12 protein-coding genes are annotated in these 14,342 nt (G+C 36.2%); 1 reads left to right on the top strand and 11 read right to left on the bottom strand.

The annotated features are described in order from the left end of the window. Positions 1–2: 2 nt before the first annotated feature. From I2490_RS05610 to purR, 11 genes are all read right to left on the bottom strand, one after another. On the bottom strand, positions 3–1,292 hold the full coding sequence (locus I2490_RS05610; RefSeq protein WP_206458791.1) for an amidohydrolase: 1,290 nt from the start codon (positions 1,290–1,292) through the stop codon (positions 3–5). A gap of 128 nt (positions 1,293–1,420) precedes the next feature. Beyond that, positions 1,421–1,966, bottom strand: coding sequence for a stage V sporulation protein T (gene spoVT, locus I2490_RS05605; RefSeq protein ID WP_206458790.1), 546 nt, complete (start codon positions 1,964–1,966; stop codon positions 1,421–1,423). Positions 1,967–2,072: 106 nt separating this feature from the next. Continuing rightward, complete coding sequence (locus I2490_RS05600) at positions 2,073–3,338, bottom strand: helix-turn-helix transcriptional regulator (protein ID WP_206458789.1); 1,266 nt, start codon at positions 3,336–3,338, stop codon at positions 2,073–2,075. 112 nt (positions 3,339–3,450) lie between these two features. Then, positions 3,451–4,329: a YitT family protein gene (locus tag I2490_RS05595; RefSeq protein WP_206458788.1), complete on the bottom strand. Its 879-nt coding sequence runs from the start codon at positions 4,327–4,329 to the stop codon at positions 3,451–3,453. A 150-nt stretch (positions 4,330–4,479) separates the two neighbouring features. After that, positions 4,480–5,448, bottom strand: a complete 969-nt coding sequence (locus tag I2490_RS05590) for a peptidylprolyl isomerase (protein ID WP_206458787.1) — start codon at positions 5,446–5,448, stop codon at positions 4,480–4,482. Between the two features lie 69 nt (positions 5,449–5,517). After that, on the bottom strand, positions 5,518–8,964 hold the full coding sequence (mfd, locus tag I2490_RS05585) for a transcription-repair coupling factor (protein WP_206458786.1): 3,447 nt from the start codon (positions 8,962–8,964) through the stop codon (positions 5,518–5,520). Between the two features lie 4 nt (positions 8,965–8,968). Next, positions 8,969–9,550: an aminoacyl-tRNA hydrolase gene (gene pth / locus I2490_RS05580; protein WP_206458785.1), complete on the bottom strand. Its 582-nt coding sequence runs from the start codon at positions 9,548–9,550 to the stop codon at positions 8,969–8,971. A gap of 67 nt (positions 9,551–9,617) precedes the next feature. Continuing rightward, positions 9,618–10,568 (bottom strand): ribose-phosphate diphosphokinase, encoded by a 951-nt coding sequence (locus I2490_RS05575; protein WP_206458784.1) that lies wholly within the window; start codon positions 10,566–10,568, stop codon positions 9,618–9,620. A 38-nt stretch (positions 10,569–10,606) separates the two neighbouring features. Continuing rightward, positions 10,607–11,326, bottom strand: coding sequence for a UDP-N-acetylglucosamine diphosphorylase (locus tag I2490_RS05570; RefSeq protein WP_206458783.1), 720 nt, complete (start codon positions 11,324–11,326; stop codon positions 10,607–10,609). Between the two features lie 165 nt (positions 11,327–11,491). Continuing rightward, positions 11,492–11,800, bottom strand: coding sequence for a septation regulator SpoVG (gene spoVG / locus I2490_RS05565; protein WP_206458782.1), 309 nt, complete (start codon positions 11,798–11,800; stop codon positions 11,492–11,494). Between the two features lie 127 nt (positions 11,801–11,927). Then, the gene (gene purR, locus I2490_RS05560) at positions 11,928–12,740 is read right to left on the bottom strand and encodes a pur operon repressor (protein WP_206458781.1); all 813 of its coding nucleotides are present in this window, start codon (positions 12,738–12,740) and stop codon (positions 11,928–11,930) included. Positions 12,741–12,943: 203 nt separating this feature from the next. Between purR and murC the strand changes: the two genes are divergently transcribed. Then, positions 12,944–14,341, top strand: coding sequence for a UDP-N-acetylmuramate--L-alanine ligase (gene murC, locus I2490_RS05555; protein WP_330634579.1), 1,398 nt, complete (start codon positions 12,944–12,946; stop codon positions 14,339–14,341). Position 14,342: the final 1 nt, after the last annotated feature.

The following is a 14,342-nucleotide window of genomic DNA, read 5'->3' as shown; positions in this document are numbered from 1 at the left end:
GTTTATAATTCTCCTAAAATTCGTTCCTTTGACTTTTCTACCTCATATACAACTCGTTCTATATCGATAGTCTTGAATTCTCCCCGATGGTAAAGTACTTTTCCGTCTACCATAGTCAGAATAACATCACTGCCGGATGTAGAGTAAACCAAATTATTTGTTAAATCATGCATCGGCTTCATAGAAATAACATCTAAGTCCAAAACAATTAAATCTGCTTTTTTCCCTACCGATAAACTTCCTGTATCAAAACGTTTCTGTCCTGCGGCTCCGGCTTTCGTTGCAGCCGTTAATACTTGATGAACATTGGTTAATGTTGCATCAGAAAACCAACCTTTATGTACCAACGCAAAAAACTTCATATCCTCTAAAAAATTCAAATTATTATTACTTGCAACTCCATCCGTTCCGATTGTAATTGCAATACCATTTTCAAATAATCGAGGCACATTGCAAACACCGCTTGCCAATTTCAAATTACTGATAGGACAACTAGCAACGGTTACTTGTTTATCTTTTAAAATTTGGTAATCATCCTCTTCCAGCCATACACAATGAGCGGCAGTTGTTGGATTTTCAAAAACACCAAGATTATTTAAATACTGTACCGGAGTAAGTCCTTGATGTCGTTTTTTACATTCTTCTACTTCTATTTTGGTTTCGGAAACATGAACATGAAGATTTGTATTTAGTTCTTTACAATAGTCTGCCATTTGCATTACTGTTTTTGGAGTACTTGTATATTCTCCATGAATGCTCATGTCAATTTTGAGCCGGCCGTTTCCAGCATTGTGATACTCTGAAAATAAAGATTTCGCTTCCTGATAGCAATCCAAATCAAACAAATCCTGATCCGAAAAGCATATAAGCGGTACTCCTAAATTGTTTTTAACTCCGCTTTCTAAAACAGCATTTGCAATGGATTCTCCAAAAAAATACATATCAGTAGTTGAAGTAATCCCATAGCGCAATGATTCTGCAATTCCAAGCAAAGTGGAGTAATATGCGTCTCTCTTCTTGATTTTACCTTCAAACGGAAAAATCCGGTCATTGAGCCAACTTTGCAGTGGTAGATTTTCACCATAACCTCGAAGCAGCATCATTGGAGTGTGAGCATGTGAGTTTACAAAACCACTCATTAATAATTTTCCCTCACCCTCAAATACTTCTCCATATTGTTCCTTTGGCATCTCATTACCAATATAATCAATGCAATCGTTTTTTATACCTACATAGCAATGAACCTTCGGCTGCAATGCTTCATCTAATACTGTAATATTCTTAAAAAGCATGAGTGTTCCTCACTTTCTATTTTAATCGATTTATTATACCATATATTTCTTTTCCTTTCATACAAAAAAGTACTGATAAGAAAATACGTCGGCAAGAGAAACTGCCGACGTACTTAATCCTTTTTCAGTTAATTTTCCATTTGCCGAGCTAAAAAATGTGCACCAATTTCTGCCGCTTTTTTCTCAGCATCTTGTATTGTTCCATCCTTTTTCATAAGAATGACAGATCCGATTGCGTCGCCTTGCGATATAATCGGCACAATCATATGCGCTTGATAATCGCTTCCTTCTGAGGTCTCTAGAGTAACATTCTCTAATTTTTCTTCCTGATCAAAGATACGGCTTGTCTTTTCATGAATAACCGTTTCTACCTTTTTAGCAATTCGTTTTTCCAACAATTCCTTCTTTGATGCCCCTGCCACAGCAATGATTTGATCCGTATCTGTAACAATAAATGTACAACCAAGCAATTTACTTGCAGCTTCTGCGTAATCTCCTGCAAATTCATTTAGCTCACCGATCGGCGAATACTTCTTTAAAATAACTTCGCCTTCACGGTCTGTATATATTTCCAGTGGATCGCCCTCTCGAATTCGCATAGTTCTTCTTATTTCCTTTGGGATTACAACACGTCCCAGGTCGTCAATTCTTCTCACTATTCCTGTTGCTTTCATATAAACAATCCTTTCATTAACAGTATATTTTTTCTTGCTATTTAGCTTGTTTCTATTGTTTGCTTTCAAAGAAAAAATATACCAAAATTTTTATTTTAGGATTGTTTTATAATGATTTTCTTGCTTGTCGATTAAAGAATATATACACAAAAAAAACAGTTAAAATGAAAATGGCAAAAATCTTTTCATCTAACTGGATTGTCGGAGAAACTACATCCCAATTTATAACTGCATTCGGATCTACAACCCTTCCTGTGCTGGTTACAACAAAAACACTTTTCCCACTAAAATAAAAACCAAGTGACAATAATAAAAGAATTACATTATTACGAATAATATATGTCCTAGGAATGTTACGATTCAAAACACCCATAAAACAGATAGAAGCAGCTGCGTAGATACAGTATATAATTAATATTGCAAAGAAAAACCATATTTGATTACTCAATATGATTGCATTGTTCTTTATAAATTCCATCCGATTTAAATCTAAAGTGAAATAAAAAAACAAAAGAAATAACAACACAGAAGTGCTATTGAATAGGAACAGGCTCAACCGCTGTGTATTCTTTAACTCATTTAAAGGGTAATACAACCATAACAAAGTACGAATCGGTTGGTTTACATCCCTTTCATTTCCGGTAACAAACCAAATACCGACAATGTAAGTGATTACTGTTAAAAACAATGAGACTCCTATTACAGTAATAGTTAAATAAAACCGAACCCTTGTCAAGCTCTCATCGTTATTATCACCAAAAGGATTAAAGAAATCCATTCCTACATGTTGTATAATCCATGCAACAAACCAGCTGTTTACTACAGCATGAATCGGAAAAAAAGATACTGCACAGACTACTTTGTACCATTTGCACCAAGCGGAAGTTTTTGTTCCATCTTTATTTTCTTCCTTTAATCTCCAGTAAAAATTCTTTCTGAAATAAAGACTCAATCCCCAAAAAAGTAAAAACAGAAGAAAGGAAAGGCCTCTCCCTAAGCCAGGAATACATAAAAGAAGTACAAATAACAAAAGAGAAAAAAGAGGCAGTGCATAAGAAAGAAAATCTGCCCAAACTAGTTTTTCTTTCCAATGATTTGATGCACTTTTGTTCTTTAATACGCTATCTTCATTAAATTGACTCTCCCCATCTGAATTCATACACTTTGGGCTTTCCGTCTTAAACAAATAATCTACTGTTACACCAAGGGAATCCGCCAAAGGTGCAAGCAAGGTGACTTCCGGATACCCTTCTCCGGTTTCCCACCTTGATACAGCCTTATTTGTAACGCCTAATTTTTCTGCCAGTTCTTGTTGTGTCATTCCTTTATTTTTTCGCAATTTTGAAATTTTTTCTGCAAATTGTTGATTCATCTTAACTTTGTCCTCCCTTATTTATTATAGCACAACACATCTGACAAAATAGGGCAATCAATTCGTGTTTGAATTAGTCTACGATTCATGGATTCCTCATTTTTCTTTGATTCTATCTCAACAATTCTTCTTTTTTATGATGTTTCTCTATCGTAAACCCTCTTCCTCGAACTTCATTGATTTGATCAATCATCATAAATGCATTTGAATCAATCTCCTTTATTAATGTATTTAATTTAGGTAATTCACGATTGGATATTACAGTTAAAACCATAAACTGATCTTTACGTAAGCATCCGGTCTGCGCTTTAATCAAAGTGGAACCACGATCCATTGTTTTTAAAATCATTTCGTTGATCTGTTCATATTTATCGCTTACAATTTTAACCTGCGTTTGCATCTTGCCGGCCATAAGCACCTTGTCCAATACCATGGTATAGATTAAAACAACTAAAATACCATACAGAACCTGCTCACTAGTTGAAATAAACATTTGAAGCAGTAGAATGCCGCTGTCAAATAAATAAAGCATCCCCGATATGGAGAGACCAAATTTTTTATTAAGCAACAATGGTGGAATATCCATGCCTCCTGTAGATGAACCTTCTCGTAGTACAATTCCGATTCCTAACCCAATTAATCCACCTGCATAAATAATCGCTAAAATCGGATTGTTCGTTAATCCTTTTGAAAAAGGAAGCTGTTGAAACAGAGATAAAATAATTGGATAACAAAAGGTACTGACAAGCGTGGTTAATGCAAAGGCTCTTCCTAAAATCCAAGCTCCCAGTACAAACATGATAATATTAAATATACCTACAAACAGGCCGATTGAAATATTAAACTGATAATGAAAAAATAAAGCAAGACCCGTACTGCCTCCTGTAATTAAACCATTTGGTACTACAAATCCAGCAACTCCAAAAGCATAAACTGCATTTCCTAGAATAACCATGATTACTTTTCTTAGCTGAAATAAATTATTTTGCATGTTTCCTCCTTCTTGCCGATTTTCATCATTATATTTATGCACAAAAAAACGGCTCCTTATTTATTATATGGAGTCCGTTTTTCTTTTTCAAGAAATACTTTCATAAATTAACGTGTGAAAGTATCTTTCCCTTTTATTGTATCCTAATTATTATTCTTCGGTATCATTATCCGTATTGCTTTCATCCGGTTTTATTTCTTTTTTATCTAAATATTCTACTTTGATTTCCTTCTTTAATTCAGCAACCTTTTCCTGATATTTTTGATTAATTACATAATCCTCTGCTTGCGTTTTTACTTCTTCAAAACTGGATAATCCAGGCTCTTTTCGATCTGTCAGTTTAATAATGTGATAACCAAAGCTGCTTTTTACTGGTTCACTGATTTCACCAACCTTAAGTTCCTTGGCACCTTCCCAAAATTCAGGAATCATATCTCCATCTTTGAAGGTACCTAATTCACCGCCTTTGTCCTTACTTCCAGGATCTTTTGATTTCTCCTTCGCAAGTTCTGCAAAATCAGCACCATTATCAAGCTCTGCTTTAATTTCCTTTGCTTCTTTCTCTGTATCCACCAGAATATGACTTGCTGTCAAATACAAATCATTTAAAGTAAAGAGCGCTGAATTCGCAGTATAGTACGCCTTAGCCTGTCCTTCTAAATCTTCAATGCTTCCTTTTAAATCATCATAAACCGCTTTTGCATAATATTGAGAATTATAGAAAGCTACCAAAGTATCTTCTGTAATTCCTTCTGATTTAAGAACGGAATCTGCATTTTCTTTTGCTGATTTCAAAAAGTTTTTTAAATCCTCATCATACGTATCTGTAAATACATCCAGTTTATTCTTTTCAGAATATTGTTTGATTAATTCATCTGCAACCATCTGTTCCAGCATCAAAGATGCTAGATAATCTTTCTGACTATCCTCGGTAATTTGACTTAAATCATAACCAGCAGCATAGGCATTCCATGAAATATATTGACTTAATTGATCTCTTGTTATGGTCGTATCTCCAACATTCGCAACAGGTGTTGTATCAGCTTTGCTTCCACAAGCAGTAAAGCTGATCACCATTATTAAGGTCAATAAAATCATCATCCATCTTTTTGATTTCATATTTAATCTCCTCATATTTGTATTTTAATTTTCTTATGCCATAGGGATAGTATAACATTTTTTTAATACTTATCCCAGCAGTTTCTTTAGGAAGCTCAACGTTTCATTTAATTTATCCTTGCCTGCTAAATTATATTTTATGGAAGGCTTTACTCCTCCGTAAATTAATAAGTTCATACCGTAAGCTTCCACTAAACGTGCCATTTTATCCGCAGTCAGACTATTTTTTATTTCGAAATCAAATACCAGCTTTTTCTGTTCCTGATGTATACGGCTAATACCTAGCCGACTCGCATACGCTTTAATGAGTGCAATGTCAATCAGATTACTTGTTTCCATTGGAATATCTCCGAATCGATCTAGAAGTTCATCAACAACCTCAAGTTTTTCTTCTCCATCTCTTAAGAATGCTATTTTTTTATACATTTGCAATTTTAATAGTTCATCACTGATATACGAATCCGGAATAAATGCAGGAACTTCTAATTCAATGGATGTTTCGATTTCTTCCGGCTGGCTTACATCACCGCCAAGCTCTCGAATGGCATCTTCCACCAATTTGCAATACAATTCATACCCAATCTGCATCATATGACCACTCTGTTCCATACCAAGAAGATTCCCCGCACCGCGTATTTCCAAATCACGCATTGCAATACGAAAACCAGAGCCGAATTCTGTAAATTCCTTAATAGAACGAAGTCTTTTTTCTGCAATTTCCGTTAAAACTTTATCTTTTTGATACAGTAAATAGGCATATGCCATTCGATTCGAACGCCCAACTCTGCCACGAAGCTGATATAGTTGTGACAAACCAAAATGGTCAGCATCAATAATTAGGATCGTATTAACATTCGGAATGTCAATACCGGATTCAATAATGGTTGTTGCTACTAAAACATTATACTTACCATTGATAAAATCAATCATAACATCTTCAAGCGTCTTTTCTCCCATTTGCCCATGACCAATTGCAACATTCGCATCAGCAACAAGATTTTGAATTAACTCTGCAATTCGATGAATACCTCGTACACGATTGTATACCACATATACCTGCCCACCGCGATCCAATTCTTTTTGGATGGCTTCACGTATCACATCATCTTCTTGCTCCATTACATAAGTTTGTACCGGATATCGCTCTTCCGGCGGTTCTTCAATTAAACTCATTTCCTTTATTCCTACTAAAGACATATGAAGAGTACGTGGAATTGGGGTAGCAGATAACGTCAAAACATCTACACTATTTCTTAATAACTTTAACGCTTCTTTGTGTTGAACACCGAAACGTTGTTCCTCATCAATGACTAACAATCCTAAATTTTTAAATTTCACATCCTTGGAAAGCATGCGATGTGTTCCCACTACAATATCCATTGTTCCATTTCGAATTTGATCGACAATGGCATCCTGTTGTCTTTCATTTCGAAAACGGCAAAGCATATCAATATGAAATGGAAAATTACCGAAACGATTTTTAAAGGTATAATAATGCTGGTTTGCTAAAATGGTTGTAGGAACTAATATTGCTGCCTGTTTGCCATCCGCAACACATTTAAAGATTGCACGTGCAGCAACCTCCGTTTTCCCATAACCAACGTCACCGCAAAGTAAACGGTCCATAGGAACTTCTTTTTCCATATCCTTTTTTATTTCTTTAATGCATCGTAACTGATCCGGTGTTTCTTCATATGGAAATGCATCTTCAAATTCTTTCTGCCAAGGTGAATCTGATGAAAATGCATAACCCTTTTCCATCTGACGTGCTGCGGATAGTTCCAAAAGCTCTTTTGCCATATCTGCGATTGCCGCTTTTGCTCTTGCTTTTGTTTTTTTCCATTCTCCACTGGAAAGCTTATTAATCCTAGGAGTTGCACCATCACTTCCCACATACTTTTGAATGATATCCATTTGTTCAACTGGAACATACAGCATATCTTCACCGGCATATTTAACTTTTAGGTAATCCTTTTTACTTCCTTGAATCTCTAGTTGTTCTACTCCTAAAAACTTACCAATACCATGATTTTCATGTACGACAAAATCACCTTTACGAATATCGGTAAAGACTTTTATTGGCTTTGCATTTTTATTTTCTTTCTTTGCACGTTTTTGCTTGGTGTGAACAAAAATATCACTATCGGAAATAATAACCAGACGTTCCTCTGGATATTCCATCCCGGAAGCAAGCTGTCCTGAAACAATCTGCACTTTTTCTTCAAGTCCACAACGAGAAAGAAAATCTCTCATATTTATATTTCTTTCTTCCGTTGAACAAGAAAGGATGACTCGATAGCCAAGCTTCACATAACGTAGGAGTTCTGTCTCCAAAAAATCCATACGCCCGTTAAAAACTGGAGGCTGCTTGGAAGTAATTTGAAAGCTCCCATCCAATCGGTCGATTCCCTTTATCTGTTTTTGAAACGGTGTAAAAAGAAATACCGTCTCGTTTTTATAAAGAGAGAAGAGTAAATTTTTTCCACCAATAATGTTACTGTCCTCAGGGACCGCTTCACCACGTTCCAAAAGTACTTTAAAATCTTCTTTTGCTTCACGCTCTCTAAATTCAAACGTTTCTAATATGCGATCCGGATCATCTACAATCAGAGTGCTTTTAGGCTGCATATAATCCCAAATATACTCTAGCTTTTCATAAAAATAAGGGATGTAAGCCTCAAGCAGTTGCTTATTTGTTCTGGTTTGAACACACTCTAAAATTTGATTTTTCCTAGCTAAGAGGCGCTGCCTTTTATCCTCCGGTAATTTTTTGACCTGACGTTCATACGCCTTGGCTATTTTTTTTGCACCCAATTCAAACAAGGCATCTCCGCCAATATCCACCATATGTTCTGCCGGATAAATGGAAATATGCTTTAGTGTATCCAGAGATCTTTGCGTCAGCGGATCAAAACTACGGATGGAATCAATTTCTGTATCAAAAAATTCGACACGACATGGATACTCACAATCGAGAGGAAAAACATCTAAGATTCCCCCTCGAATCCCATACTGACCTTTAGCTTCTACAAAGGAAGCACGCTCATAACCCATGTAGGTTAAATTCTTTTTTAGTTCCTCAATATCCGCTTCCGCTCCGACTTCAATCTTAATTGCATATGCGGAAAATATATCACGTGGCGCCATTGGTTTCAACGCTCCGGATACCGGCGTAATGATGATGCAGTTTTCTCCTTTTAACAGTGCTGTAATAGCGCGTAATCTTTGTTCTAAATACTGATGGCTTTTTGCATCGTACCTAAGAAAACTTTGCTCTTCTTCCGGGATTACATATATTTTTTTCGAAACAAAAAAAGACAGGTCCTCCGCCAATCGTTTTGCCTTCACATACGAAGAGGTTACGATTAGACTTTGTCCCTTTCTTTCCTTTGTTACTACACCGATAATCGGCGCAACTCTGCTTTCCGCTACACCTGAAAAATGAAACATACCTTTCGCATTTCTGGTTAAGGTACGTAAACCCCTAAATTTTTCATTCAGAACTTGATCATTCATATTGCTACTGATCCCCTTCTTTTCGCGGTTTTACATTATACTCATTCATGGCTTTTTCTATGCCCTTTTGCACCATACATTCTACAGCTTGCACAGCAGTCATTACCGCTTCTTCCATCAATGGTTTTTCTTCCTTTGTAAACCCTCCAAGAACATAGTGATCAAGAGGCATTTTTCGCTCTCCTCCAATGCCAATTCGGATTCTTGGAAATTGATCGGATTTGATATCATATAGAATGGAACGCATTCCATTGTGTGTCCCTGCACTGCCTTTTTTCCTTATTCGAACAGCCCCTGCAGGAATGTCGATATCATCATAAATAACGACTAAATTTGCAACGTCCTCTTTATAGTATTCTAAAATCTCTCGAACGGAATTTCCGCTAAGATTCATAAAGGTTTGCGGTTTTACCAATAAAACTTTTTGGTCGGAGATTCTTCCTTCTCCGACCAAAGCTTTATGTTTGATTTTTGTTACGCTAATTCCATGTTTTTCTGCAAGCTGTTCGATCGTTATAAAGCCAATATTATGTCTTGTATTTTCATACTGTTTTCCTGGGTTACCCAGACCTACAATAATATACATAAAATCTCCTCCTGCAAACACCATTTCTAATTGGCGCTGAAGCGGACGAGAAGCTCAGTCGACCGCTTTAGTCAAATAATTTACTGATGGAATCGTTTGTAAAGATACGAATCATTGCCTCTGCAAAAAGAGGAGCAACAGATAACACCTTAATCTTAGGGCTTCTCTTTTCTTGCGGAATCTGAACGGTATTTAACAATACACATTCCTTAATTACAGAGCTTTCAATTCGTTCAATTGCTGGACCGGAAAGAACGGCATGAGTTGCACAAGCATATACCTCTTTTGCTCCTAAATCTTTTAATGCATTCGCTGCATTTGTAAGAGTTCCAGCTGTATCAATCATATCATCTACAATCAGAACATTTTTATCCTGAATGTCTCCAATAATATTCATTACTTCACTTACATTTGCTTTTGGTCTTCTTTTATCGACAATAGCAATTGGTGCATCCAGTGGCTGCGCCATATTTCTTGCACGTGATACACTGCCATGATCTGGAGAAACCACAACAAGGTTGTCCAAATTCTTTTCCATAAAATATTTTACTAAAATAGGCATACCAAGTAAGTGATCCACTGGGATATTAAAATAACCTTGAATCTGAGCTGCATGTAAATCCATCGTTACAACGCGATCCGCACCTGCACTACTCAAAAGATCTGCAACCAATTTTGCAGTGATTGGATCTCTAGCCTTTGCTTTTCTATCTTGTCTAGCATACCCATAATACGGAATTACCGCATTGATTCTACCTGCAGATGCACGCTTCATTGCATCAATCATGATCAGCAGTTCCATCAAACTATCGTTTACAGGATCACATGTAGGTTGTACGATGTAAGTATCAATTCCACGAACAGTTTCCCATAAGTTGACAGAAATTTCTCCATCACTAAACTTGGTAACGGTTGCCTTTCCTAAAGGCTTTCCCATGATTTTCGCAATTTCTTCTGCCAATTCAGGGTTTGAATTCCCTGTAAAAATTTTGTAATCTGTGAACACGCCGTTCTTCATTATTGTCCTCCATTTCCTTCGACCATCATCACATTTTTTTATTTTTTTAATAATCCCCGTTTCTTTACCCAACCTTCTATATTCTTTTGCTTGGCTCTTCCTACCGCAAGAGCTTCATCCGGGATGTCCGTCGTTACCGTAGTTCCGGCAGCAATGTAAGCACCTTCTCCAACCATCACCGGTGATACTAAATTGGTATTACAACCAACAAATGCACCGTCCTTTACCACCGAACGATGCTTATTTTTCCCATCATAATTTACAAAGACAACGCCACATCCTAAATTTACATGATCTCCAACATCAGAATCCCCAATGTACGTTAAATGAGACGCTTTTGAATGATTTCCCAACGTAGAATTTTTTACTTCTACAAAATCACCTACCTTAGCATGTTCCCCAATTCGGCTATTCGGCCTTAAATAAGCAAACGGACCTACCTTCGTGTGGTCACCCACTTGACTTTCCAAAATAACTGAATTTTGAATTTCGACATTGTTTCCAATAATACTGTTTTCAACCCTAGTATTGTGTCCAATAATACAATTTTTACCGATCGAAGTATTTCCAATCAAAACAACTCCAGGCCAAATCACAGTTCCTTCTTCAATGGTTACTGATTTTTCAATGTAAGCATTTTTCCAGTCCATAAAAACAACACCCTTTTTTAGGTGTTCTATTATGATTTCTAAACGCATTTTTTGCTTTTCTTCTTGCTCTTTTAAAATTTCAGTTATTTCTTTGGTCTTGTCACTCATATTTAAACGCTCCTTGTCCTATATTACATTATAAGTATATCAACAAAATGTCAAGGTATAAAGTGTAAAAAATCACCCTCTATTCCAATTTCAGGCCAAAAATTTACATAAAAAAACAGCGTATACAATAATTCGCTGCTTTTTTATGCCTTATCCCCGATATTCTTAGGATTGCATTACCTCTGGCTGCCGGTCATCAAAAAAATCGTTTGCTTTTTCTCCTATAATACGATTGTATTCTTCGAAGATTGCATTTTTGATTTTGTTTCTTGTTTCCGACATCAATGGATGCGCGATATCTCGAAAATCGCCCTCACCCATTTTCCTGCTTGGCATGGCAACAAACAATCCGTTTTGTCCGTCAATAATTTTGATGTCATGTACTACAAATTCTTCATCAAACGTGACGGAAACGACCGCTTTCATTTTGCCCTCATCATTGACCTTTCGAATCCTCACATCAGTTATTTCCATACTGACACACCACCCTTTCTCCCGGATCAATTCTGTACCCATACCCCTATTATTTTGTATGGGTTGATAAATGTATTATACAGTAAGCGGTCTTTTATCACAACCTTTTTTCTCACAATTTTCCAAATTACGTCAAGATTTCCTCATTTCCCATAATTGCAATTTCTCCGGAATCTTCATCCACTTTACCCAAATGAAGTAAAGTAAAGTAATTCTGAATTTTTTTCTTGTCCGGTTCCATAGAGGCAATCACTACACCAACCCCTGCAATTTCAACTTCAAATTCTCTTAGCATATCACTGATTCCCTTTACACTACCTCCGGCCCGCATGAAATCATCAATAATAATCGCTTTTGTCCCTGGTTTTACTGCGCGTTTTGCAAGCGACATTTTTTGTATCCGTTCTGTAGAACCGGAAAAATAATTGATACTTACCGTTGAACCCTCTGAGATTTTACTTTCTCTTCGAATTACAACCATAGGTAAATTTAACATATGGGCTGTCATTAAAGCAACTGGGATTCCCTTTGTCTCAATGGTTACTACATAATCCGCTTCTGAGGATACAAATTTTTTTGCGAAAACCTCTCCGACACGACGGACTAAATCTGCATCAAACATGATATCGGATGTATATAGAAAACCGCCACCCAAAATACGACTCTTGTCCGAAAGCTTTTCCTTCAATTCTTTTAAAAGAGCTTCGGTTGCTTCGGCTGAAATCCATGGTACGTATTTTATGCCGCCTTTGGAACCGGCTGTTGTCTCAATTCGACCTAGTCCCGTGTATTCTACTGCTTTTTTCGCCGCACCTACATCTTCACTAATGCTGGACTTTGCTGCCTGGAACAAATCACAAAAGTAATTTAAAGAAAAATTCTTATTTGGATTTTGACATAAAATTTGTACCATTGCACCCACACGTTCTGTCCGCTTCATACTAGCATCCTCCGTCATCTTTTTTCTATTTATTATTTAAAAATAGTATCTATTGCATCTAGTAGTTTGATTCTATTTGTTTTTTGTTCTCTTGTCAAATTAACAGCATCTTTTATACAGTTTATGGTATAATAAGTAGAAACCATTTTATAAAAAAAGAATAGAATGAATAACCGAAAGGATTTATTTATATGGAGGAGAATATGCTCAACCTATCTCAATTTAAACACGTACACTGCATAGGAATCGGTGGAATCGGACTTTCTGCAATCGCAGAAATTTTTTTGGCTCGGGGCTATAAGGTCTCCGGATCAGATATGAAAGAAAGTGATTTAACGCAGAAGCTGAAAACTTTAGGGGCTACCATTTATTATCAGCATGAAGCCTCTAACATTGAACATGTCGACCTGGTCATCTATTCAGCAGCAGTTTCACAAGACAATCCGGAACTAAAAGCGGCAATGGAAAAAAATATTGTCACAGCATCAAGAGCTGAGGCTTTAGGAGCTCTTATGAACGACTATGAAACCAGTATTGCCATTTCCGGAACACACGGCAAAACGACAACAACTTCCATGATTTCTCTAATTTTAGAACATTCAAAAAAAGATCCTACAATTTTAGTAGGTGGCAATTTATCAGAATTTAATGGCAATGTTAAAGTTGGAAAAAGTGATTACTTTGTTACAGAAGCTTGCGAATATATGGATAGCTTCTTAAGCTTGTATCCAAAAATTGAAATTATTCTAAACATTGATTCGGATCATCTCGATTATTTCAAAGACATTGATCACATTGTAAACTCATTTCATCGTTTTTCTAAATTAGTTCCTAAAAATGGGTTAGTTATCGCATATGACGCCAATCCATTTGTTAAATCCATCTTGGATGATTTGACTTGCAATGTAATAACGTTTGGTTTTAATGACAAATGTGATTATTATGCTGAAAACATAAAATTTAATTCTTTAGGGATGCCATCCTATGATCTTTATCACAAAAATACGTATCTTGGCTCTTTACAGCTTTCTGTTCCAGGTGAACATAATATTGCAAACAGTTTAGCGGCAGCAGCTTGCTGCCATAGTCTCGATGTTTCGATTGATGATATTATTACCACGCTGAATAGTTATACCGGCACACAACGGCGCTTTGATGTCATCGGCATTACGAAAAATAATATTCGAATCGTAGATGACTATGCACATCATCCTACTGAAATTAAAGCTACGTTAAAAGCAGCACAAAACATTCCTCATAATCACCTCTGGTGTCTTTTCCAACCGCATACCTATACGAGAACCCTTGCCTTATTTGAAGAATTTGCAGAAGCTTTTAGTGATGCAGATAAGGTAGTTATGGCTGAAATTTATGCAGCACGAGAAAAAAATATTTATAAAATCAGTTCAAAAGAATTGGTCGCTGAAATTAAGAGAGTTTATCCAAACAAAGAAATCTATTATATTTCGGACTTTGATGAAATTGCAAATTTTGTAATTAATAACGCTGAAGAAAATGACTTAGTTCTTACAATGGGGGCTGGTGATATTTATAAGGTAGCAGAATTTGTCTTAAAAAAAGATTATCAGAATGGGAATTAAA

The sequence above is a fragment of the Anaerovorax sp. IOR16 genome (assembly GCF_017168145.1).
Lineage (GTDB): Bacteria > Bacillota > Clostridia > Peptostreptococcales > Anaerovoracaceae > IOR16.
Note: the sequence above shows the minus strand (reverse complement) of the source record. Positions and strands in the feature narration are given on the sequence as shown.

Excerpts from the sequence above, each read along its gene's own strand:
- purR (WP_206458781.1), bottom strand. The coding sequence starts at position 12,740 with ATGAAGCGGACAGAACGTGTGGGTGCAATGGTACAAATTTTATGTCAA.
- murC (WP_330634579.1), top strand. The coding sequence starts at position 12,944 with ATGCTCAACCTATCTCAATTTAAACACGTACACTGCATAGGAATCGGT.
- I2490_RS05595 (WP_206458788.1), bottom strand. The coding sequence starts at position 4,329 with ATGCAAAATAATTTATTTCAGCTAAGAAAAGTAATCATGGTTATTCTA.
- pth (WP_206458785.1), bottom strand. The coding sequence starts at position 9,550 with ATGTATATTATTGTAGGTCTGGGTAACCCAGGAAAACAGTATGAAAAT.
- I2490_RS05610 (WP_206458791.1), bottom strand. The coding sequence starts at position 1,292 with ATGCTTTTTAAGAATATTACAGTATTAGATGAAGCATTGCAGCCGAAG.
- spoVG (WP_206458782.1), bottom strand. The coding sequence starts at position 11,800 with ATGGAAATAACTGATGTGAGGATTCGAAAGGTCAATGATGAGGGCAAA.
- mfd (WP_206458786.1), bottom strand. The coding sequence starts at position 8,964 with ATGAATGATCAAGTTCTGAATGAAAAATTTAGGGGTTTACGTACCTTA.
- I2490_RS05570 (WP_206458783.1), bottom strand. The coding sequence starts at position 11,326 with ATGAGTGACAAGACCAAAGAAATAACTGAAATTTTAAAAGAGCAAGAA.
- I2490_RS05590 (WP_206458787.1), bottom strand. The coding sequence starts at position 5,448 with ATGAAATCAAAAAGATGGATGATGATTTTATTGACCTTAATAATGGTG.
- spoVT (WP_206458790.1), bottom strand. The coding sequence starts at position 1,966 with ATGAAAGCAACAGGAATAGTGAGAAGAATTGACGACCTGGGACGTGTT.
- I2490_RS05575 (WP_206458784.1), bottom strand. The coding sequence starts at position 10,568 with ATGAAGAACGGCGTGTTCACAGATTACAAAATTTTTACAGGGAATTCA.
- I2490_RS05600 (WP_206458789.1), bottom strand. The coding sequence starts at position 3,338 with ATGAATCAACAATTTGCAGAAAAAATTTCAAAATTGCGAAAAAATAAA.